Below are 20,683 nucleotides of genomic sequence, written 5' to 3'. Positions count from 1 at the left end.
ACTTTCCGTTCGTTACGCTCCCGGGACGGGAACGGCAGTTAGTCAGCGCCTTCCCCAGACTGGGTAGTCGCGAACCGCTCGATGGACGCGACGTCGATGTCTCCGACCGACTCGTAGGGTCTGTTTACCACCACGTCGCCGGCGGTGCTGCGGCCGATGCCGGGAATCGCGGTGAGTTCGTCCATCGACGCGCTGTTGAGGTCCAGCGGGTAGGGGACCCCGGTGACCGATCGGTAGCCGTGGTCCGTGACCGCGATGTCGACGACGCTGCCGAGTTCGCGCTCGCCCGGGATGCCCACGAGAAGCGGGTAGGTCCCCAGTTGCCGGCCGAAGGTCTTGCCGTCCTGGTGGTACTCCAGGTGTACGTCGGGCAGGACGGTCCCCGGCGGCGCGACCCGCTGGAGCATCGGGTTATCGATGGTCTCTCGGACCTCGCGCTTGTACTGTTTGAACAGTTGCTTGTGGTCCTTCGCGATGTCCGCGCCGGTGTCGGCCATGTCGGTCCCCTCGAAGGCCATCACCTGGCGGATGTTCACCCGCCGGAGCATCAGCCCCTCGTCGTAGACGCGCTGGAGGAACCGTTTGTTGTGCTCGAAGGTCTCCCGCGTCTCGCCTTTCAGCCCGTGGACGAGGTTGATGCCCGGCAGGAGCTTCGGGAGCCGGCGTGCGGCGTCGTCGCCGAAGTTGGGAGCAGTGTCTCTGTCCCCTCCCGGCCGCCAGCCGGCTACCTCGTTGACGATTTTCACCGCCTCGAAGCACTGGTCGGCGGTGACGTTGAGGTTGTTGTCGCTCATCACGTTCGGGTCGGCCGACTCCAGGCCGAACGCGGCGGTGTCGCCGGGCGTGTTGTGCTCGGCGATGATGCGGATGCCCTCGCGGGCTTTCTCCGGCCACTTGACGACCGTGATGGGGTTCATGTTGTCGAGGTGCAGCGTCTCCAGGTCCGGCGCGACCTCGCGGATGCCGCCGTAGAGCCGCCGCAGGGCGTCGGGATTGGGTGCCTCGCCGTCGCCGCCGTAGGCGAGGATGTCGGCCTGCCGCCCGAGTCGGAAGTGCTTCACGCCGCGGTCCGAGAGGGCGTCGACCTCGTCGACGACGCTCTCGGGCGGCCGGAAGTCCGGGTCGCCGTACATCGGCTCCGTGCAGAAGGAACAGCGGTACGGACAGCCCCGGGACGTCTCCATCTCGCAGATGAGGTAGTCGGGGTGGTTCGGGTGCTGTTCGACGACGAACGCGCCGGCCCGGGCCCAGCGGGTCTCCTCCTCGACCGAGCGGTAGCGGTCGTTGAACCCCTCCAGCCCGGAGTCGACGAGGTCGTACACCGCGGCCTCCACGTCGGCCATCGCCAGGAAGTCGAAATCGAGGTCGTCGCGGGCCGTCTCGCTCGCGCCCTCGTTGGCCTCGCCGACGCCGAAGCGGACCGGGCCGCCCATCAGCGAGGTGCCGTCGGCCGTCCAGGCGAGTTCGCGCACTTCGTCGGGTTCCGCCGGCGTCCCGCCGACGTACTTGCCGGGGACGGTCATGCCGCCGACGTACACCATGAGGTCGGCGGCCTCCACGTCTCGCCAGACTGCGTTATCCTCCCGGAGTTCGTCGATAGTGTGATACGTTATCTGCTCGCGGGGGACGCCGGCGTCGACCAGCGCGCCGGCGGCGTACCGCGGGTACGTCGAGATGTACGGCGGCACCCCGAAGTGTGCGGGCTCGTCGACGTAGCCGTCGACGATGGTCACGTCGAGCGTCTCGGGGTCAGTCATACCCGCCGCTTGACGCTCGACACTCAAAACCGTGTCTGGTCAGCCGTGGCGACATACACGGCCAGGTGCGGGCTCAAGAAAACGTAGTCAGTACTATCGCTACCCTCGGTTGCAAATCACTTTCTCCCAGCCCGCGCCATGGCCTCGTATGGAACGGGTCGAATTTACTGTCCGTGGCGCGGACGCGAGCACGCTGCCCAGGGCGTTCCATGACATTGATGAGGAGAACCGCGAACTGTATGACGGCAACGGGTTCGTTGTGGCGGTTACGGAGAACCACTATCGCATGGAACTCACTGAGGTACAGGCGACGACCGTGCTGGAGCTAATAGATGAGACGACTTGCGAGGTGACGATCATCGCTGGCGGCGGCGGATACGGATTGACGGCCGATGCGGGTGGCCGTGAATCCGAGGAGGCTCGAAAGATCAGGCGGCGGCTCGAAACGTTCTGTGAGGATCGTGACCTCACTGTCGAACGGATGTAGGCCAGCAGCATTGCCGGAGGGGATGATGCAGTGACAGAATCACCCAGAGGTAGACGAACTCAGTCGTCGGCGACAGCGGACGACGCGACCGAATCAGCCTGCTCGGACCCGTCGTACCGTCCGCCGAACAGCGTTGTCGCAAACAGGAGCAACGGCGAGAGGAACGCGAAGAAGTAGTACGGGGCGTAGGCAAGCGTTCCAACCCCGAAGACCGCAGACATGTAGACGGCACCGGCGTGCCACGGGAAGAGTGCGCCGGTCGGGGTCCCGGCGGATTCGATAGCCTGCGAGAGATCGTCGCTTGTCAGGCCGTACTCGTCGTAGAGGTTCCGGAGCGTGAGCCCGGGCACGACGATGCTCATGTACTGCTGGGCCGAGAAGGCGTTGACAAAGATGGCCGAAATGCCGGTCCCGACGACTAGGCTGCGCTGGCCGCGGACAGCGGTTGCGAGGTGGTGTGCGAGCACAGCGAGGACACCGGTCCGTTCGAGGAGTCCGCCAAGACTGAGGGCCGCGACGACGACGGCAATCGTCCAGGCCGACCCCGAGATACCACCGCTGGCCAGCAGATCGTTCACGAGTGCCGTCCCCGTCTCAGGGGCCGTCCCATCGAGAAAGACAGTCCAGGCGGCAGTGAACGACCGGCCCTGCACGAAGATGGTCGTGAAAGCCCCGGCAAAGACCCCGGCGACGAGCGTCGGGAGTGCCGGCATTCCGTACAGCGCCAGCCCGAAGGTGACAACGAGCGGGATGAGTACCAGCACTGAGAGGTCGTAGCTCCCAGCGAGTGCGCCCTGTATCTCGGCGACACGCCCGGTCGGGATTTCACCGACGGCACGCAGTCCCAGAACAGCGTAGAGCAGGACTGAGAGGCCAAACGCCAGCACAGTCCCGTTGCGCATCGCCCGGATGTGGTCATAGAGGTCGGTGTTCGTCACGGCGGCCGCGAGGTTCGTCGTGTCCGAGAGGGGAGACTGTTTGTCGCCCGCGTAGGCACCCGAGAGGATGGCACCAGCGGTCATCGGGGTCGGCACACCCAGACCGGAGCCGATGCCGATGAAGGCCACGCCGAGGGTACCGGCCGTCGTCCACGACGACCCGATGGAAAACGCGACGACCATCGCAAGCAGCGCTGTCGCCGGCAGGAACACGTCCGGTGTCAGTATCGAGAGGCCGTAGTACATCAGCCCGGGGATGGTCCCCGCGCTCACCCACGTCGCGATGAGGCCGTAGATGATGAACAGGATGAGAATCGCCTGCAGTCCCATCAGCAGACTGTCCGCGAGCCCCTCGTAGAGGTCGTCCCACGAGTAGCCAAGCCAGTATTTGCCGACTGCACCAGTCAGTACAATGCTCCAGAGCAGCGGCCCGTGTGGGGCCAGCTTCAGATATCCCGATCCGATGCCGAGGAACAGGACGACACCGAGTACAGGGACTAGCGCCTGAAGGACCCCCGGCCGGCGCTCCGACGGGATGTCCTCGTACGTCAGCGGTTCGAGAGTGAGTGATGTCACGCTTACGCCGACCTAATAACTGATATGTATTAAAAAGAGCGATAATATCTCTGTAGTGCATATGAGAAAGTATCTCTTTCAGGGGTGTTGTTGGCACGCGCCAGTGTAGCAGACGCGAAGTCGCGACTAAGATGCACTCGACTGGCGTCCTCTTGGCGAGCCACGCTGGGTGCTGTGGACTTGAACGGTGGAATCACGTCTTCGGCGGCGCGGTAAGTTCGAGTAGACCCAATCGAGGACTTGGCGGTGGTCGGACAGCAGCAGTCTCAGTCGTCGGCGCTGACCGTTCGGTCGTCGGCCTGGGCGTGCCAGAGATCAGCGTAATCGCCGTCGGCCGCGAGCAGGTCGGTGTGGCTACCGCGTTCGACGATTTCGCCGTCGTCCATCACAACGATGCGGTCCGCGTCCTGAATCGTCGAGAGGCGGTGAGCGATGACGAAGGCGGTGCGGTCCGCGACCAGCTGTTCGATACTCTCCTGAATGCGGTCCTCCGTCTCCGTGTCTACGTCGCTGGTCGCCTCGTCGAAGATGATAATTTCGGGGTCGTTCAGCAGGGCACGGGCGATGGCGACGCGCTGGCGCTGGCCGCCGGAGAGCTTGATGCCGCGCTCGCCGATCTGCGTGTCGTACCCATCCGGCAGGTCCTCGATGAATTCGTGGGCCTGTGCGGCTTCCGCCGCGTCGCGGACGCGGTCGCGGGCTGTCTCCCAGCCAGTCTCTCGCGCCTCGCTGTCCGCCTGCTCGGCATCAAGCACCTCGCGGTCGCCGTAAGCGATGTTCTCGGCGACCGTCCCCGAGAACAGGTACGGCTGCTGTTCGACGACGGCGATTTCGCTCCTGAGGCTCTGGAGGCCGTACTCGCGCACGTCGACGCCGTCAACCCGGACCGCACCAGCATCCACGTCGTGGAACCGCGGCACCAGTTTCAGCAAGGTTGATTTGCCGGCTCCGGTCGCACCAGCCAGCCCGATGGTCGCGCCGGCGGGCACGTCCAGCGACACGTCACGAACGACCGGCGGCTCGTCGCCGTAGCCGAAGGTCACGTCGTCGAACTCGACCGACCCGTCGATGCTATCGGGTTCGTACGGGTCCGCGGGGTCGGTGACTTCGGGTTCCTGCCCCAGTAGGCCGAACACGCGCTCTGCGCTGGACTTCGCGAGTTGGTACTTGTTTGCCGACTTGCCCACGCGGCGCATCGGCGAGTACAGCCGGCGGATGTAGAGGAAGAAGGCGGTAAAGGCCCCCGCTGACAGCGCCGCCTCACCCTGTGGGTTCGTGATGAAGTCCATCCCGGCGACGTACAGAATCAGGACGAACACGATGCCGGTCAGCAGTCGCAGGCCGGCGAAGAAGGCCCGGCGGATTCGAAGGGCTGCGACTTTCTCGTCGTGGTACGTCTGGCTCTGGTCGGTCACCCGCTTGCGCTCGAAGTCGTAGCGGTCGAACGCTTTGATGACCGGCGCGCCGCTAAGGTTGTTCTCTAGCCGGGTGTTGAGTCGCGAGACCGTCTGGCGAATCGAGCGGTACCGCGGCTCGATCCACGTGAGAAAAAAGCCGCTGGCGACGCCGATAATCGGGACCGGCGCGAGCGCGATGAGCGCCAGCTTCGGGGAGTATGTGTAGAGGATAACGGCGATGCCGCCGACGGTCGCCACCACCCGGATTAGCTGGCGGAACTCCGTGTTGAGAAACGACTCCAGGCGGTTGATATCGCTGTTGAGTATCGACATCATCCCGCCGGTCTGGTGGTTCGCAAAGAACGACAGCGAGAGGTGCTGGAGGTGGTCGTACGTGTCGTTCCGGAGGTCCCGCTGTATCTTCTGGGCGCTGGACTGGAGCAGGTATCTGGAGCCGAAACGCGCCGCTGACCGGATGAGATACGCGATGGCTGCGATGACGACGAGCCGCTGGAGGAAGGCGATCCGGGCGGCTTCGCCCGTGATTTCGCCGGGCGGCAACAGCCCAGCGTCGGTCAGCAGCCCCGGTTCGCCGCTGGTGAGGACGACGCGGTCGATGGCTGCAGCTACGATTATCGGCGGCACGAGGCGGGCGAACCGGGTACAGAACGCCGCCAGAATACCGACGAACAGCCGGAGCCAGTAGGACGTGGCGTAGCCGACGAGGTTGACCATCGGGTGGCCGTCGACGTTCTCGCGGACGCCCTCGAAGCCGCCCTGGTCGTCAGGCATAGACGCTAGTTGGTCCGGAAACTGATATATGCCGGGCTTCGATCTGGGACATCGACGCCACTGCGTCGTCAGACGTAGATACAGCCTTCACTCTGTGGGCCTGCTGCGGGCGGTCTGGCACCGTCAGCCAGTCGGCTTGCGGAGACGACAGCGGCCAGCGAGTCCAGCGCGTCGTGGTTCCCGAGGTAGGTATCGCGGTGGTCGCCGACGGTGACGCTACAGGCTTCGACCGCCGCAACGTTTGCTTCCCGGCGCTGTCGGGGGTCATCGACGTTCTTGTATCCCTCACGGTAACAGCCCAACCAGCCAAAGGTTGCAGCGGGGTACACCTCGGCGACGAGCGTGTCGGCGTCCCAGCCCTGCATCGGCACGACGGCCGTGTCGTCGTCGGCTCGCAGTTTCCCGAGTACGTCCCGGACGCCGTAGAAGGTCATGCTCCGGGTCCGATTCGTGTACGGACACAGCGCTCCGCGGCGGAAATCCGTCTCCCGGCGCAGGTCCCGGTTGCCAGTCGTCATTTCTGCGGTGTGCCGGCACGCCTCGGAGAGCGACCCCGGGTCGGTCGGGCCGCTCCCGCTCGCGAGCCAGTCCACGAAACCGGTCCAGGTCCCACCACACTGCGCATCAAGTAGCGCCTGTGGCAGGCTGAACGGGAAATCCAGCCCGACCGTGCTCACATCGTCGTCGGTAATGCGGTCGACGAGGCCTGCATGGGCCGCTTCACGGTCACGACCCCACTCATCGGTTCCGCGGTAGCACCGTTGAATTTCGAGCCCGTCGTCCGTCGATATCGCCTCGGTGACCCAGAGCGCGTCGCCAGCGGCTGCTGCGCCGCTGAAATCCGCCCCGAGGACGCGTTCACTCATACGCCCGAGTACGCCGGTGACGGCATCAATGTTGGGACTGGCAGGACGGGGTAACCCCGGCCCCGTCCGTAAGGGGTTTGTCCCCGACGGACCAACGGAATAGTATGCCAGCCACTATGGAGGTCGTCTGCACGGACGACAGCTGCGAACTCGACATGTTCGAGATGCACTACACGTACGATATGCCGGACGATGTCGAACTCGCGGCGTTCTCCTGCCCGTACTGTGGCGGGACGGACTGTCTTGACGAAGTGGAACTATGATGCGGGACATCGGCTCCTCTATCAGCGACGCGATATTCGAGAACATCGGTCGGGCCGCCGGTCGAGTTCAGGAGAACAAGCCGCTGGCCTCGGACCTGCTGGAGTCGGAAGACGCCTATCTCGTCGTCTTCGACGCGCCCGGAACGACCGCGTCGGACATTCAGGTCCGGTACGTCGATGACCGCGTGGAGGTCCGTATCGACCGGTTCCGTGATTTCTACGAGGGCTTCGAGATGCGCTACCCCGGCCGCGGGCTCGCACTCGACGGAAGCGTCACCCTGCCGAGCGACGCCGCTGTCGACCCGGAGGCGGCCCAAGCCACGCTCAAGAGCAACGGAACGCTCCACGTCCGTGTTCCGAAGGCCGAGGCGGACCACGATGAGGACGAGGCAACGGATGTCGGCGTTGCAACCGACGACAGCGAGAGCCACGAAGGGGCCGACGCAGATGCAGACGCCGATGTCGAAGACGTGACCGACTCGGCCGACGAAAGCGAAGACGACGCCTGATCGATCTGCATACAGATTCTCACAGCGAATTCAGCCGCCCCAGTCACGCGTCGGGTCGTCCAGCGCAGCGAACTCTTCGGAGCCGTCGAACCGTGTCGGGTCGACGCGATCAGGCAGGTGTTCCGAAAGCGGGTTCGGGCGATTGAGAACGTCTGCGGCGAGATAGTTCCCAAGCGCCGGAGCCCGCATGAGCCCGTGGCCCTGCCAGCCAGTCGCCACCCAGAGCCCGTCGGCGACCTGTCCGGCCAACGGCGCGCCGTCGGGCGTCGCCGTACACAGGCCAGCCCAGGCTCTGTCACAGGCCGGCGTGAGCGCCGACGCTTGCTCGACGCGGTCGAGAGTCCGAGTGACGAACTCGGCGTCCGCGTCCGGGTTCCAGTCCGTCGGGTCGGTCTCGTGTGCGCCGTCACCGACTAGTAGTGCGTCGGCTTTCGGCCGCCAGTAGAACTCCCGCGTCGCGTCGTAAAACGACGGTAGCGTGGCATCGACCGGCTCGGTCACGAGGGCCTGTGCTCGATAGGTTTTCAGTGCGAGCGAGACGCCAACAGTGGCGACGAGCGATTTCGTTCGCGGGCCAGCCGCGACGACCACCGCGTCGAACGCCCGGGTTTGGTCCGCTGTTTCGACGCCGGTCGGCGAGCCGAGCGAGACTGGTGTGTGCGTCTCGATAGCCGCGCCGTTTTCCTCGGCCCGCTCAGCGAGCGTCGCCACCACCTCGTCCGGGTCGAGTACGCCGGCGTCGCGGGCGAGACCGGCCACCTCGATGCCGCTGGTATCGAGTGCGGGGTAGCGGTCGCCGAGTGCCGTCGGCGTGAGCGCCTTGACGGCGACACCGTTGCGCTGCATCCCCGCTATCTGCTCGCGGACAGCTGTGGCGTCGCTTTCGTTGCGTGCAACCCAGACGTAGGGCTGTGGCTCGAACAGGTCAAGATCGCGGTAGCGACCGAGCGCGTCCGCAGCGACGCCCGCGTCCACGCCGTCGGCGAAGGCGTCGTAACACAGGCCCGCCGCGCGGCCGGTCGCACCGCTCCCGAGGGCGTCGCGTTCGAACACCGTGACCGATTCGCCGCGGCGACACAGTGCCAGCGCGGTCGAGAGACCGACGGCCCCGCCGCCGACAACGGCGACGGTCATCTACGAGAGGAAGGGGTCGAGTCCACGCGCCGGATAGCCGACAATCGTGTCGACACCGATGTCGCGGAGCCGCTCGGTTCGCTCGGCGACTGTCTCGACGGAGCCGACGAGCGCGTAATCGCGGATGGCCTGTTTGAGTACATCTCTGGCCCGCCCCGTCGCTCGGCTGTCCGTCGGTGCGCCATCGGGCAGTGCGTTCCGGACCGGGCCGCGCCGGGCCGCGTAGTCGCCGACGGCGTCCAGCATCGCGTCCTCGCTGTTCGAGAGCACCAAGGGGGCGTAAACGGCAATCGAACCGTCGAAGCCCGCCGTGCGGAGCGTCCGAACGTCGCGGGCCGTCGTCCGCGAGAGGAGTTCGTACTGTGTCCCGCCGACTGCCAGCGCGAGGCGCTCAATGCCCTCCGTGCCGACCCATGGATCGCTGGCGTCGTCGACGGCCGCCCGAAGCCGCGGTGCGACGGCTCGTTCACCCTCGTCTTCGGAGAGATACGCGCTGTGGCCGGCGACCAGAACACGGCCCGCATCCGCCGGCAGCGCGTCGAACCCGCTATCGTCGCCCAGTGGGTCGAAGCCGTCGGCCCGGACTGGCGTAGTGACGCGCACGTCAGCGGCCGACGCCAGTCGCTCGATGGCCTCGGCGTCTGGGACGTGGGCCGCACCCTCGTAATCGATTGCAAGCGTCTCAACATCGAGGGCCGTTGCCTGCGACACGTCCACTTCCGTCGGCTTGAGCGCCACCGCGTCGATGCCGGCGGCCGCCAGTGTCGCACCGGTAAGCGTGGTCATCCAGTACGCGGTCAACGTCACGGGGCTGGAAAATCCTGTCGCTCTCGGCCCCGGCACAGTCGGCCCTGCTTCACTCAGCTTCGTCGCGCACGCTCGGCGGCAGCTCGTCGTCGGGCTCCATGTATCGGTCAGGTTCGGGCGGCATCCGCCAGTCGGTCGCGAGTTCGAGCAACTGGACGAGCATCCGCGCCGTCGCGCCCCAGACAGTGTAGCCGTCGACGTAAAAGAAATGGAGGCGAATCTCCCCGTAGTGGGGGTGGTCGCGGTGCTCTGACTCGTAGTTGTCTAAGTCAGTCAGTTCCGACACCGGAAGCGTGACGATCTCCGCGACTTCTTCGTCCGAGGGCAGGTAGTCACGGTCTGGGATTCGTCCGACGAACGGGCGCACGGAGTAGCGCGTGATGGTCCTGATGTCGTCCAGCCGACCGACGACGTTGACCGCCAGCGGGTCGAGCCCGATCTCCTCGTTTGCCTCTCGAAGCGCAGTCCGCAGCAGGTCATCGTCTTCGGGTTCGCGGCCGCCGCCGGGGAACGACATCTGCCCGGGGTGGTCCGACAGGTGGTCGGCGCGCTTCGTGAACAGTATCGCCTCGCCCGCAGGTCGCGTGACGACCGGAGCGATGACGGCGGCCTCCTGTGGCTCATCGTCCACGACGACTGGCTCGTGGGCCGCAACCCGGTCGAACTGCATAGCATACGGTAGGTGACCGACCGTCTTAATTCGGGTGGCTCACTCGCTCGAAACATCTGATTTAATCGTTTGGGATTTCGGAGCGCTGGCTTCACACGTCGTCGAGGCGGTCGCGGAGGCCGTCCATCTCGACGTTCTCCCAGGCTTCGATGTCGTAGCTCACGTCCAGCAGCGTCTCGACGCGGTCCCCGTCGTCGTTCTTGACGGCCATCACCGCGTCCTCTCGGAAGCGGGACTTGACAGCCTCGATAACAGCGTCACGCGCGAGGTCGCGGGCCGGCACATCCATGATGTGCGGGAGGTCAGCCGCACCGTCGGGCAGGGTTGGGAACGCGACCGGGCCGACGACCAGCACCGTCTCGTCGGTGCCGGCGGCGTGGTCGTCGACGGCGACGAGGTGGTACGAATCGACGGCGTCGTCGATGGCTGCCGCTACTGCGTCCGGGTCGGCGTCGACGCCCTGCTTGAACGCGAGTTCGCCGCAGGCGTCGACGAGCTCCGCTCTTGTGAGCGAGCCAAAGAGGTCGACGACGCCAGCCAGCTCGTCCGGTTGCAGGTCCATACAGGTGACGCGGTACCGAGCGGCTTCAGCCTTTAGGCTCGGGCGGCGCTCGGCAGTCGGCCGTTGCGGTGCAGCGACACCATTGCCACGAGGACGACGAGCAACGCGATGCCCATGCCCCGAAGCAGCGTCGGAAACGTGACGCCGGCATCAAGCAGTCGGCCGACGAGCGCGCTTCCGGGCGCCTGTAGCAGCATCATCCCCGCGCCGTAGGTGGCGTAGGCGCTCGCGCGGTGGCGGTCCGGGAGCGAGCCGAGCAGGTACGCGTCCACCGCCGGGAAGATGCTGTGGATGACGTAGCCGACGACGACGCTGAACGCGGCCAGCGACCAGAACCCGGTCAGCGATGGGAGCACCAGCACACAGCCGGTAAAGGCCGCAAGCATCGTCAGGAGGTACGGAATCGACGGGAGCCGGTCGGCCAGCCGACCGCTGACGTAGAAGGCCGGCACCCCCGCTCCGAACGCGAGCAACAGGAGCGTCCGTCCCCGACCGGGCGTGAGACCGACGCTCGTGGCGTAGGTGACGTAGAAGTTGAACAGCCCGTTCCAGACCAGCCCCGCGACGCCGATGGTCGCGACGCTGGTGACGATGATATGCCACTGAGCACGCGCCGCGCCAAGGAGGTCGCGGTCTTCGCTCCCAGCGTCAGGGAGTCGGGAGCGTCTTGCGATGATAGTGAAAGCGACGGTCACCAGCCCCGCGGCGACGGCAATCCCTTGTAGCGCGGTCCGCCACGTCCCGACGATGAGAACAAACGATATCAGCGCCGGCGCTCCGACAGCGGCGAGCTGGGCGGCGACGCCGTGTTGCCCGAGCGCGCGGCCGGGCCGCTCCGGAAACAGCTCACTGACCAGCGTGTTTGCCGCGGTCAGGTAGACGCCGCTCGCAATCCCCATGGTGAACGCCCCGACGAGCAACAGCGTCGGGTCAAACGCGAGGGCGGTGAACGTCGTTCCGATGGTCAACACGACACCGGAACCGAAGATGACCTTCGCCCGCGATATCCGAGTCAGCAGGACGCCGGTGGGGAGCCGTGGGAGGGCACTCCCGGCCCAGACCATCGTTGCGAGCAGTCCCAGTGTCGCATCAGAAGCGCCCGTCGTCGCTCGAATCGGTTCGATGAGTGGTGCGAAGACGACTCTCGCGAGGTTGATGCAGAACACCATCCCCAGCAGCGAGCCGAAGATGCGGCGACGGGACACGACCGGTGATAGACCGGAACACCTGAACAACGTTCCGGAACGCCGCCACGGGGTTTTTACACGCGGGTAGCACACTGGCAGGTATGGACTCAGTGAGGAAGGCCCTCCGGGCCGGCGATGTCGAGAAGGACAACTACGGGCGACTCTCCTGTACCAGTTGTGACGAGCCGCTTGCGACAGAGAACGACCCGGACGAAGTCGGGAAGGTGCGGGTCTGTCCCGAGTGTGATAGCAAGTGGAAAGAGCTCAGTTAGCTACTCGAAGACCGCGTCGAACGCGTCAGCACCGAGCGGCTCGTACCGACCGGCATCGACGTTCTCCCGGGCGTGTTCGACCGATCCCGTGCCGACCAGCGAGCAGGTCACGCCCGGCGCGCTGCGTGCGAAGTTGACAGCGCGCTGTGCGCTTGTTTCGCCTGCGAGTTTCGCCGCGACGTCGTCCGGGAGCTCCGCGGCCAGCTTGCCCTGCATGATGGATGCGCTGGTGAACACGTCCAGCCCGGCCTCGTGAGCGAACCACAGCGCCGACTGCGGCCCTTCCGCGCCGTTGTGGGACTCAACGGTGAACGCGTCGGCCATCGCGACGTTAAAGGGCAACTGAATCGCGCGGAGGTGCGTCGCCGCGTTGCCGATTGTCTCTGCCGCCGCGCGTGCACGCTCGACGACCTCAGGGAGCGAGAGATAGCTGTCGTGGTCGGTGGGTACGCGGAACCCCTCCCACGTCGCGACGCCGTAGTGTCTGATATCGCCGGCCGCCGCTCGTTCCTCCAGTTGCTCGAAGGTTGCTTCTAGCTGGTCATACACTGCCTTTCGGGATTTCGACTTTAGTTGCGTCTCCGGATTGTGAACGTAGTAGAGATCGATTGTATCCAGTCCAAGATTCGCCAGCGACCGGTCGACCTGGTCGTCGATGTAGTCAGGCGCAATGCAGTGCTGGCCGGCAACGAGGTCGTCGCGGTCGACGATGCCGGTGTCGAGGTACTCCGACCGGACGAACGCGCCGGGGTCGTCCGGCCGAGCCCCGTCGAAGGGGACGAAGCCGCCCTTGGTTGCGACGGCGACGGCCTCACGGTCCACGTCGGCGTCCGCGACGGCGTCGCCGACGACACGCTCGGAGCGCTGGTGGCGGTAGTTTATCGCCGTGTCGACGACATTGATGCCGGATTCGAGCGCCGTGACGATAGCGTCGTGGTAGCTCGCATCCCGCTCGTCGGTCGCGTCGCCCAGATACGTGCCGATGCCGATGCTGGAGACGACGCCGTCGCCGAACCGCCGATAAAAAGTACGCGCGAACTCGTCGTGGTCGTCCCGGTACGCCCAGGTCGCCTCCCGTGTAGCCATACCAGTCGTTGGTCGGGCAGTGACAAAAGGACAGAGATTCACTGGAACCGGCGGGTATGTTTCTGTCGCCCGTTACAGGTCGCCACTCATAGCGTCGAACACTCGTTCGCGGAAGTCTTCACGGGAGACTCCATCGCTGGGTCCGAGACCGGCCATGTGCTTGATCGGGACTTTCCCGCCGCCCATCCGCGCGTGGCCGCCCCCCTCGGCCATCGGGATATTGTCGACGACGGCCTCTATCGCCCGGCCGATGTGGACGCGGTCGTCCCGCGAGCGCCCGGCGATGCGCATGGTCCCTTCCTTCTCGCCGACGACGACGACTGCAGAGACACCCTCTAACGTCTCCAGCTCGTCGGCTGCCTGTGGAATCGCATCCGTGTTCGACACCTCGCCAACGTCGCTGAACGCGTACGGCGCGCGCACCTCTCGTTTCCCGATGGCCCGGGATTTCACGTCGAGCACTTCCGCGTCGACTTGGGGGTTTGCGATACGGTTGAGCAAATCGCTGTCCATCCCATCGTAGAGGAACGCAGCGGCCGCGAAGTCCTCGGACTCACACCCGTTTGTCAGCGACCGGGTATCTGACTGGATGCCGTACATCAGCCCCGTTGCCAGCGCACAGGGGATGGTTTCTGCCGGTGCCGCGTCGATATCGATACTCTCCCCCGTGTCGCTGAACTCGAACTCTAACTGATTGAAGTAGCTCGCGAAAATGGTCGCACAGGCCCCGTAGTCGGACCGGATGTCGGTGAACTCGTTGCCACTCCCGTTGCCGGGATGATGGTCGATGACGGCAACCGGCTCGACCTCCTCGGCCCCGGGGAAGCCGCGTGCCGTGTTGTGGTCGACGAGGACGACTGCCTCCCCGTTGATGTCGTTGACAGTCTCGATGTGGTCGAAGTCCAGATCCAACACCGTCTGGAAGGCCCGGTTCTCCGGACGGCGTATCTCCCCCGGGTACTGTAGCGACGCCGATGTCTCGGTGCCGGCGATGAGTTGGTTGACAGCCAGAGCAGAGGCCATCGCGTCTGGATCGGGATTCGGGTGCATCAACACCGTAATCCGGTCGTAGTGGGTCAACGTTCGACGCAGTCGTTCGCCGGGCGTTCGGTTGAGATACCGGTGTACCCAGATACCGGTACCGAGGAGGGCGAGAAGGACCACAGCGACACCAGCGATCAACAAAGGGTTCTCGCTAGCGAACGCCGCGGCGGCGTCAATCTGGAGTCCGCCGGCGGCAACGCGTGTCATACCACGACTTTCGCCAGCCTATCAGTAATAAAGTTCGCCCCTGATACAGCTAATATTGCCGGTATCCTCGGATAGCGTCGCGGTATCCCTCCCGGAACGTCGGGTACTTTAGGTCGTAGCCCAGTTCCCGTAGCCGTTCGTTCGAGCACCGCTTGCTCGTCTGAATACGGCGCTTTGCGGTCTCCGAGAGGCTCTCGTCAGCCAGTCGTTCCTCGGTCGTCTGTTTCGGCGGGAACGGGACGTCGCACTGCTCGGCCAGCCAGTCGGCAAAAGCCCACTTCTCGACGGGTTCGTCGTCGACGACCAGTACAACTTCCTCGCGGTGCCCCTCTGTCAGCAGGTGGCGCACTGCACCGGCCGCGTCGGCCCGGTGGATCATGTTCAGGTAGCCCGCCGTCACTGGTCCCTCCAGATACCGCTCCAGTCGGTAGCGGTCTGGACCGTACAGGCCGGCGAAGCGGGCGACGGTTCCGTGGCCATCGTGTTCTACTGGGCGCTCACGAGCGACCCGCTCCGCCTCGGCCAGTACTTCGGTCTTCTCGGTCTGTGGGTCCAGTGGTGTGTCCTCGTCGACCCACGCGCCGTCGTGGTCGCCGTAGACACCGGTACTGGAGGTGTACACCAGTCGCTCGGGCGGGTCGGCCCGCGACCAGAAGTGGTCGATAGCTGTCCGGAGCCCCTCGACGTATACCTCGCGGGCCGCCTCGGCTCCCCGCCCGCCGGAGCTTGCGGCGAAGACAAGCCAGTCGGCGTCCGGCACCGCAGACAGCGACTCGGCGTCAGTTACGTCGGCCCGGACCGCCTCGAAACCGGCGTCTTCGATAGCCGAGATGCCGCTATCGGACCGGCGAACGCCCACGACCTCGTAGTCGTCGCGCAGTTGTCGACCGAGTTCGAGGCCGACGTAGCCACAGCCCAGAACGGCAACGCGCTTCGTCACCGCTGTTCCCCCTCGATGTGACTGTGCAGGAGTGCGTACTCCGCCAGTGTCACCGGGTAGCGGCCTTCGATTTTCTGCTGGATTTCCTTTGGCTCCAGTTCGTCGTCGATGCCGGAGGCCAGCGATTCCACGTCCATTACGGCTGTCGTCATCCCCATCAGGAGGATATCCTGGGCCTCGGCTTGCAGCGCGTCGGCGTCCGGCCGGTCCGGCCCGGTCGCCAGTACGGTGACCGCCTCACCGAGCGTCCGGTCGGCGATATCGCCGTCGGCGAACGCTGTCACCGTCGCCTGATCGAGACTGGTCTCGGCGACGATCTCCTCGACCCCGACTGTCTCGACTGTCTCGGCCAGCACGGTGCCGTAGGCCGCCAGTAACTCCTCGGGGGACTGCTCGCCCGCGTCCGGAAACTCGCCTCGAAGCATGGGAATCGGTATGGCCCCGGGGTATTTTACTTCGGTTATGCGGCCTGTGGTTAGGAGCCTGCGTCCGGCCACCCGCTGGATTCCTCCACGGCGTTGCCGTCCTTGTCACCGACTCCGCGCGGTTTGGGTGGCACGACGACGACAACGCCCGTCTCGGCTCGGAACGAGACACGGTCGGCGGTACCCAATCGCTCGCCTGTTCCGTCGTCGTCCACGTCGAGCGTGACGTTGTGCCCGTCGCGTGCGTAGGTCGTTCGCGCGCCGGGCGCGCTTGGCCGGCCGTGGCTCGCGGAGACGGCGAACCGTGCGTACTCGCCCTCGACAGTCACCCACCAGATGTTCGCTGTCGCGTACCAAGGGACAACTGGCGGTGCCAGCGGGAGACCCGCCGGGAGCCTGTCCGTCCCGAGCCGCTTCTGTGCGAACTGCTGGACCTTCCGCTCGCCAGCGTTCGCCAGAGCGCTACTCAGTTCGGTTTTCGCAACGGAGCGCACCGCCGAGGCCGTCCCGTTTGTCGACCCCAGCGTCGGTTTAGTTGCCGGTGCATCGACCGAGAGCAGCTGCAGGCGGAGGCGGTCGCGTTCGACCCGTGTGAGGGTCAGTCGCGCACTGGCGACACGGGCGACCCGTTCCTGTGCGGAGCCGTTGGTCAGAGCCAGCGCTCGGACCGCCGATGTGTCCCACTGCTCCATCGCGTCAGCGACGATGGCCTTGCTCTCGTCCTGTTCAGCCTCAGTGTGTTGGGAGACCGCCAGCCAGAGTGCCGTCGTCATTTCCGTGTTGGCCGCCCCGACCTCCCGCTGGAGTGCGTCACGCTCTGAAGCGAGCGTCGCGTTCGACTCCGATTTGAGGGTCTCGTTCGCGGCCGCGAGTGTGTTCGCCGCCATTGCGAGGCGTACCCTGTCACCGCCCTCGAACGCACCACCAACGACGGCATCGGCGGCGTCACCGTATGGGACTGTGAACACGTTTGCGTTCCGCGCCACCAGCGGATGTTCGCCCCCATCCAGCGCGCGATACCGACTCTCGTCTAGTTCGGTCAGCGTCAGATACGGTGTCTGCGTATCGACCCGTGTTCTGACGGGACCGGCCGGCCCGACCGGCACTGGCCGTGACCGCGGAACGGGCGTCTCACTCGCAGTTAATCCTTTTCGGAGGGCACGCAGCGATCCTTCGGTGCGTTTCGATAGCTGTGTATTTACTCGCTTCCGGTGACCGTTCCGCGCCGAGGCCTGCCTGTCCAACTCTGCCGACACCGCATTCAGATATGTCAGCCGGGCCGCGACGCGTGCCTTCTGTGCCGCGCTGTCGTAGGTTTCCGGCACGGCCGCCAGAGTGGCACGACGTTTCTCGACCCGCTCCCGGAGTTCCTCCGGGGGACTCGTCTCGAAGGTCCCGACGCGTCCGCGCTCGACGGTAACGGTCGTGTTGCGGACTGACGCCCGGAGGTCCATCAGGTCCCGATACACCCAGTCGTGCAGTTCTGGCGGTCGGTCGGCCGCCACTGTCGCCTCCGTCCGGCTCAGGCTATCGTCGACGACTCGTTCGGCCACTCCGTCCCGGCCCCCGGCGTGGTTGACGAGCGAGCCTATCGCCTTCGGCTCCACGTCGGCGAAGTTCGACCCGTTCAACGGACTTGCGCTGGCGTCGTGTGCGGTCCGAATCGAGCGGTTCGGTGCCCGTGAACGGCCGTGATGGCGGCCGACGACGGCGGCAGTCACGCGATAGCGCACGGTGCTTGACCTTGTTGTGCGCCGACGTACTGACCCGTTCTGCCAGACAGCTGTCCGGGTGTACTGGCGCTCGACAGTTCGACTGAACGTCTCCAAGGTATGCCAGCTGTCCGGCGTTGCGACGCGACCGCTAGCCTTCCCGACTGCCTCCGTAGCGGTGGTCGTCCGGTCGGCGACCAGTGTCCACCCGGTGCCCGGCGACGGCGGCATCTCCGGCGGGCCTCCGCCCAGTCGATGCTTGTCGGTTTCCAGCGCCACCTCGACGGTGTATGCGTCCTCAAGCGTCTCGTTGAGCGTCGACGGGTCAGTGACAGCCCGGAACGTGGTGTCTGCTGTCTCGTTGACGCCGACAGTCATCGATTCGGTCGGGCTCGGTCCTGTCGTGGACTTCGGATGCAGTGGTGTCTCGCTGACCGGCTTGTACTGGGCTTGGTCGAGCACCGCACTTGAGTGGGCCGTTCCCTTGCTACCCCGAACGATGTCTTCGATTCCCGTCATCGCTGTCGCCTCTGCTATGGCACGGCGACCGGCAGGGTCGCTCCGGCCGAAGGTCGACCGCTGGACGCCGAGCAGTGCGCCGTTCGTCGCCAGCGAGACGTGCCGGTTTGCCACGACGTTTTCGATGCCAGCGCCGCCGTACTGGGCATACCCTCTTGCCCATGCTATCGGGTACAGCCGGGCTGTCATTCGCTGGCTCAGCCCCGGCCTGCCTAGACCGTTGTTCAGACGCGTCTGGTAGGTCGACACCTGATCGTGGAGCATGAGCGCCTGCGTCGGGACGACGACGGTCGGCGAAACGTGCCGCGTCGAGACCACCGCTCCGTTGCGCCGAACTGTCAGAACGATATTCTCAACCGTCGCCCGCATCGCGGTCTTGTTCGGCCCGGCGCGTTCGACCGAGATGCGGTGTTTCGCCGCTCGGAGACCGCTCGCGTTAGCAACCGCCGGCAGACTGGCAGTCACGGTCACGTCACCGCTTCGGCCGGAGACACGCTCTAGTCGGTCCGCAACCCGGAGATAGGCACGGATTCTGAGCGAGTCCCGGAACGCAGTCGAATCGTTCAGAACCCGACCAGCAGGTGTGTCAGCGGGTGTGACAACCGGGCTCGCGGCCGCCTGTTGGCCAGCCGTCGAAACGCCGTCCCGCACGGCGACCTGGGTCTCCGCTATGGCCTGATTCAGCGCCCGTTCGACCCCCGTCTCGCTCGGGGCTGGCTCGGTGACGAACGTCGGGGCCAGCGTGAGGCTGCTCACGAGCAGGAGAACGCCGAGCAACGCGAACGGCACTCGGCCGCGGCTGTCGTCTCTCACGGCGACCACGTCCTGACAGTTACGCGGACACGGCTCACCCGAACGGCGCGGGCGGCGTCTGCCGGTGAGTCGTACCGCGACCGCATATCGGTTCGAAGCCGCGTGGCAAGCGCCGGGGTCAGGTCGCGGTTCATTTCGACCGTCGACTGTCGTTCAACGGCAACGCTCGTCCCCGTCAGACCAGCCATCCGCTCGTATCGCGCGGCCATCAGCACGGCCGACGGGTAGTCGCCACGGAGGGCGTAGCGTGACTGCGCCGGCGGGAACAGTCCGTCGACGACGCTTCGAGCCACGACCGTCGACACGCCATCGTAGCCGCCTGTATCCGCCGCTTCGCGGGCTGGCTCCGAGACGTTCTCCATCCCGCTCGGGACGGTCACTGTCGCCGCCCGAACGTCGACAGTATCCGGCGGCCGGTCGCCGACGCGGTACTCGCCTCTGACTGGCGCACCGGGATACGGTGTCCAGGTGACACAGACGGACGTTCGATGGCCGCGGCTGTGGAGCCTATCACGCGTCACCGCAGCGACTCGTGACTCGAAGTCTGTGCCGGCGCTCGATACCCGTTCGCCGTCCACGGTGACACCGCTCATCGCAGCCTCACCGAGTAGTCCTGCGACGGTCCCGTGACTCGTCCGTTGCCGCCGTGTCGCGTGGTCGGGCGGCCTGCCGTACTCTGACGGTGGGACGAGCAAATCGTACTCGACGCTTGCGGTACTCGTCGCCAGCGTCGACGCGTGGTCAGCTGCAGGGCTTGTGGTCGCCGCCGGCTTCTCGACGCTGACGCCGCTCACGAGGGTCCCTGCGGCCGCACCAACGAGCAGGAGGAATACTGTCACGTCGGCGACGGCACTCATCGCCCTGTTCATCGCCACACCCGAACCGTGAGCGTTCCGCGACGGACTGCCCCCGATCCGACTCGCACGCTCACTGTTCTGGCTTCGATGTCAGCGCTGGTCGGTGGCTTTTGGCCACCGCTCCATCGCGCGCCGGTCGTCGCTGTGATGGTCGCGTTTCCGTGGTAGTTTTCTGGCACGCCCTCGAGCGCACCGTCGAGTTTTTCGGGCCGAACGACGCCAGCCGACGAGAGCCGCTGTTCCACAGTATCGGCGGTCGGCGTGGCGATATTTCGGTCGTCGTCAAGTGTGCTGAACGCGTCGTCTACCACACCGGCATACAGGGACACGCCAAACGTGACGGCGAAGACAGCGACAAGCGCGACCAGCGGTTCCGTCGTCGCTCTATCCGACGACCGTGACATCGGTTCCTCCCCAGGCGACGTGCCTGACAGTCACCCGGTCCGGAGCCGGTCGCCACCCGTCGTTCGCGGTCCGTGCCTGTCGGGTCGCTCGACTGAACGCGACCGGTGATTCGTACACGGCCTCCGGGCGCTCGCCGTTCACCACATTCTGTAGCCGGTCGGTCTGTGCCGGGACGGCCGTTCGAGTCAGTCGCGCGGTGGCTGACCCGCCGTCGTTGCGGAGACGGATTTCGCTGCCATCGAACGCCCACTCTGTAGCGACGAGTCGTCGATGTGCGACGGACCCGGGCGGGCTGGTCGTGACCTCATCGATAGTCGCCGCTGCCGCCGTCGCGTCCGGCGCTGCGGTCGTCGGGAGGCCGACGACGACACCAAGGACGGCCACGCTCACTGTTCCTAGGCCGACCCAGAGAGACAGCGTGTCGACGTGCGTCTCGAACATGGACCGTCTTGGCCGCG

21 protein-coding genes are annotated in these 20,683 nt (G+C 65.8%); 4 read left to right on the top strand and 17 right to left on the bottom strand.

Annotated features, from left to right (window positions below):
* Positions 1-38 precede the first annotated feature (38 nt).
* A complete protein-coding gene (locus tag DVK01_RS02730; protein ID WP_101350780.1) occupies positions 39-1,757 on the bottom strand; it encodes a radical SAM protein in 1,719 nt (572 codons plus the stop codon).
* A 148-nt stretch (positions 1,758-1,905) separates the two neighbouring features.
* Between DVK01_RS02730 and DVK01_RS02725 the strand changes: the two genes are divergently transcribed.
* On the top strand, positions 1,906-2,244 hold the full coding sequence (locus DVK01_RS02725; protein WP_121535304.1) for a hypothetical protein: 339 nt from the start codon (positions 1,906-1,908) through the stop codon (positions 2,242-2,244).
* 59 nt (positions 2,245-2,303) lie between these two features.
* On the opposite strand, the gene nhaC is transcribed toward DVK01_RS02725, so the two are convergent.
* The 3 genes from nhaC to DVK01_RS02710 form a co-directional block, all read right to left on the bottom strand.
* Positions 2,304-3,758: a Na+/H+ antiporter NhaC gene (gene nhaC, locus DVK01_RS02720; RefSeq protein ID WP_121535302.1), complete on the bottom strand. Its 1,455-nt coding sequence runs from the start codon at positions 3,756-3,758 to the stop codon at positions 2,304-2,306.
* Positions 3,759-4,024: 266 nt separating this feature from the next.
* The gene (locus tag DVK01_RS02715) at positions 4,025-5,947 is read right to left on the bottom strand and encodes an ABC transporter ATP-binding protein (RefSeq protein WP_101350778.1); all 1,923 of its coding nucleotides are present in this window, start codon (positions 5,945-5,947) and stop codon (positions 4,025-4,027) included.
* A gap of 68 nt (positions 5,948-6,015) precedes the next feature.
* On the bottom strand, positions 6,016-6,813 hold the full coding sequence (locus DVK01_RS02710) for a DUF429 domain-containing protein (protein WP_121535300.1): 798 nt from the start codon (positions 6,811-6,813) through the stop codon (positions 6,016-6,018).
* 104 nt (positions 6,814-6,917) lie between these two features.
* Between DVK01_RS02710 and DVK01_RS22070 the strand changes: the two genes are divergently transcribed.
* On the top strand, positions 6,918-7,076 hold the full coding sequence (locus DVK01_RS22070) for a hypothetical protein (RefSeq protein ID WP_004517194.1): 159 nt from the start codon (positions 6,918-6,920) through the stop codon (positions 7,074-7,076).
* Entirely contained in the window at positions 7,073-7,585 is a 513-nt protein-coding gene (locus DVK01_RS02705) for an Hsp20/alpha crystallin family protein (protein WP_101350776.1), read from the top strand. Before DVK01_RS22070 ends, DVK01_RS02705 begins: the two co-directional genes overlap by 4 nt.
* Positions 7,586-7,615: 30 nt before the next feature.
* Here the strand turns inward: DVK01_RS02705 and DVK01_RS02700 are convergent, their stop codons facing one another.
* The 5 genes from DVK01_RS02700 to DVK01_RS02680 form a co-directional block, all read right to left on the bottom strand.
* The gene (locus DVK01_RS02700; protein WP_121535298.1) at positions 7,616-8,719 is read right to left on the bottom strand and encodes an FAD-binding oxidoreductase; all 1,104 of its coding nucleotides are present in this window, start codon (positions 8,717-8,719) and stop codon (positions 7,616-7,618) included.
* Positions 8,720-9,505: a luciferase gene (locus DVK01_RS02695; protein ID WP_101350774.1), complete on the bottom strand. Its 786-nt coding sequence runs from the start codon at positions 9,503-9,505 to the stop codon at positions 8,720-8,722.
* Between the two features lie 70 nt (positions 9,506-9,575).
* On the bottom strand, positions 9,576-10,196 hold the full coding sequence (locus DVK01_RS02690) for a CoA pyrophosphatase (RefSeq protein WP_101350773.1): 621 nt from the start codon (positions 10,194-10,196) through the stop codon (positions 9,576-9,578).
* Positions 10,197-10,287: 91 nt separating this feature from the next.
* The gene (locus DVK01_RS02685; protein ID WP_101350772.1) at positions 10,288-10,758 is read right to left on the bottom strand and encodes a hypothetical protein; all 471 of its coding nucleotides are present in this window, start codon (positions 10,756-10,758) and stop codon (positions 10,288-10,290) included.
* 32 nt (positions 10,759-10,790) lie between these two features.
* Positions 10,791-11,927 (bottom strand): MFS transporter, encoded by a 1,137-nt coding sequence (locus tag DVK01_RS02680; protein ID WP_101351468.1) that lies wholly within the window; start codon positions 11,925-11,927, stop codon positions 10,791-10,793.
* A gap of 119 nt (positions 11,928-12,046) precedes the next feature.
* Here DVK01_RS02680 and DVK01_RS22065 point away from each other — a divergent pair, with 119 nt between their 5' ends.
* Entirely contained in the window at positions 12,047-12,217 is a 171-nt protein-coding gene (locus DVK01_RS22065; RefSeq protein WP_198560187.1) for an HVO_0758 family zinc finger protein, read from the top strand.
* On the opposite strand, the gene DVK01_RS02675 is transcribed toward DVK01_RS22065, so the two are convergent.
* The 8 genes from DVK01_RS02675 to DVK01_RS02640 all read right to left on the bottom strand — a co-directional run bounded on the left by DVK01_RS02675 (position 12,218) and on the right by DVK01_RS02640 (position 20,666).
* Positions 12,218-13,303, bottom strand: coding sequence for an aldo/keto reductase (locus tag DVK01_RS02675; protein ID WP_121535296.1), 1,086 nt, complete (start codon positions 13,301-13,303; stop codon positions 12,218-12,220).
* 72 nt (positions 13,304-13,375) lie between these two features.
* Entirely contained in the window at positions 13,376-14,554 is a 1,179-nt protein-coding gene (locus DVK01_RS02670; RefSeq protein WP_101350770.1) for a bifunctional oligoribonuclease/PAP phosphatase NrnA, read from the bottom strand.
* 49 nt (positions 14,555-14,603) lie between these two features.
* Positions 14,604-15,494 (bottom strand): SDR family oxidoreductase, encoded by an 891-nt coding sequence (locus tag DVK01_RS02665; protein WP_121535294.1) that lies wholly within the window; start codon positions 15,492-15,494, stop codon positions 14,604-14,606.
* A complete protein-coding gene (locus DVK01_RS02660) occupies positions 15,491-15,919 on the bottom strand; it encodes a DUF5791 family protein (protein WP_121535292.1) in 429 nt (142 codons plus the stop codon). Before DVK01_RS02660 ends, DVK01_RS02665 begins: the two co-directional genes overlap by 4 nt.
* A gap of 50 nt (positions 15,920-15,969) precedes the next feature.
* Positions 15,970-18,972, bottom strand: a complete 3,003-nt coding sequence (locus DVK01_RS02655; protein WP_121535290.1) for a hypothetical protein — start codon at positions 18,970-18,972, stop codon at positions 15,970-15,972.
* Positions 18,960-19,820, bottom strand: a complete 861-nt coding sequence (locus DVK01_RS02650) for a hypothetical protein (protein ID WP_121535288.1) — start codon at positions 19,818-19,820, stop codon at positions 18,960-18,962. The genes DVK01_RS02655 and DVK01_RS02650 overlap by 13 nt, the downstream gene beginning before the upstream one ends.
* An 8-nt stretch (positions 19,821-19,828) precedes the next feature.
* Positions 19,829-20,224 (bottom strand): hypothetical protein, encoded by a 396-nt coding sequence (locus DVK01_RS02645; RefSeq protein ID WP_121535286.1) that lies wholly within the window; start codon positions 20,222-20,224, stop codon positions 19,829-19,831.
* Positions 20,205-20,666, bottom strand: coding sequence for a hypothetical protein (locus DVK01_RS02640; protein ID WP_101350764.1), 462 nt, complete (start codon positions 20,664-20,666; stop codon positions 20,205-20,207). Before DVK01_RS02640 ends, DVK01_RS02645 begins: the two co-directional genes overlap by 20 nt.
* Positions 20,667-20,683 lie beyond the last annotated feature (17 nt).

Source organism: Haloarcula sp. Atlit-120R, from assembly GCF_003665885.1.
Taxonomy (GTDB): domain Archaea; phylum Halobacteriota; class Halobacteria; order Halobacteriales; family Haloarculaceae; genus Haloarcula; species Haloarcula taiwanensis.
The sequence above is the reverse complement of the archived record's forward strand: the minus strand, read 5'-3'. Positions and strand labels throughout refer to the sequence as shown.

Bases quoted from the DNA above. Each gene is read 5' to 3' on its own strand.
- DVK01_RS22065 (WP_198560187.1), top strand. From the start codon at position 12,047: ATGGACTCAGTGAGGAAGGCCCTCCGGGCCGGCGATGTCGAGAAGGAC.
- DVK01_RS02710 (WP_121535300.1), bottom strand. From the start codon at position 6,813: ATGAGTGAACGCGTCCTCGGGGCGGATTTCAGCGGCGCAGCAGCCGCT.
- DVK01_RS02685 (WP_101350772.1), bottom strand. From the start codon at position 10,758: ATGGACCTGCAACCGGACGAGCTGGCTGGCGTCGTCGACCTCTTTGGC.
- DVK01_RS02705 (WP_101350776.1), top strand. From the start codon at position 7,073: ATGATGCGGGACATCGGCTCCTCTATCAGCGACGCGATATTCGAGAAC.
- DVK01_RS02700 (WP_121535298.1), bottom strand. From the start codon at position 8,719: ATGACCGTCGCCGTTGTCGGCGGCGGGGCCGTCGGTCTCTCGACCGCG.
- DVK01_RS02725 (WP_121535304.1), top strand. From the start codon at position 1,906: ATGGAACGGGTCGAATTTACTGTCCGTGGCGCGGACGCGAGCACGCTG.
- DVK01_RS02660 (WP_121535292.1), bottom strand. From the start codon at position 15,919: ATGCTTCGAGGCGAGTTTCCGGACGCGGGCGAGCAGTCCCCCGAGGAG.
- DVK01_RS22070 (WP_004517194.1), top strand. From the start codon at position 6,918: ATGCCAGCCACTATGGAGGTCGTCTGCACGGACGACAGCTGCGAACTC.
- DVK01_RS02680 (WP_101351468.1), bottom strand. From the start codon at position 11,927: ATGGTGTTCTGCATCAACCTCGCGAGAGTCGTCTTCGCACCACTCATC.
- DVK01_RS02695 (WP_101350774.1), bottom strand. From the start codon at position 9,505: ATGACCACGCTTACCGGTGCGACACTGGCGGCCGCCGGCATCGACGCG.
- DVK01_RS02645 (WP_121535286.1), bottom strand. From the start codon at position 20,224: ATGTCACGGTCGTCGGATAGAGCGACGACGGAACCGCTGGTCGCGCTT.
- DVK01_RS02670 (WP_101350770.1), bottom strand. From the start codon at position 14,554: ATGACACGCGTTGCCGCCGGCGGACTCCAGATTGACGCCGCCGCGGCG.
- DVK01_RS02715 (WP_101350778.1), bottom strand. From the start codon at position 5,947: ATGCCTGACGACCAGGGCGGCTTCGAGGGCGTCCGCGAGAACGTCGAC.
- DVK01_RS02730 (WP_101350780.1), bottom strand. From the start codon at position 1,757: ATGACTGACCCCGAGACGCTCGACGTGACCATCGTCGACGGCTACGTC.
- DVK01_RS02690 (WP_101350773.1), bottom strand. From the start codon at position 10,196: ATGCAGTTCGACCGGGTTGCGGCCCACGAGCCAGTCGTCGTGGACGAT.
- DVK01_RS02640 (WP_101350764.1), bottom strand. From the start codon at position 20,666: ATGTTCGAGACGCACGTCGACACGCTGTCTCTCTGGGTCGGCCTAGGA.
- DVK01_RS02650 (WP_121535288.1), bottom strand. From the start codon at position 19,820: ATGAGTGCCGTCGCCGACGTGACAGTATTCCTCCTGCTCGTTGGTGCG.
- DVK01_RS02675 (WP_121535296.1), bottom strand. From the start codon at position 13,303: ATGGCTACACGGGAGGCGACCTGGGCGTACCGGGACGACCACGACGAG.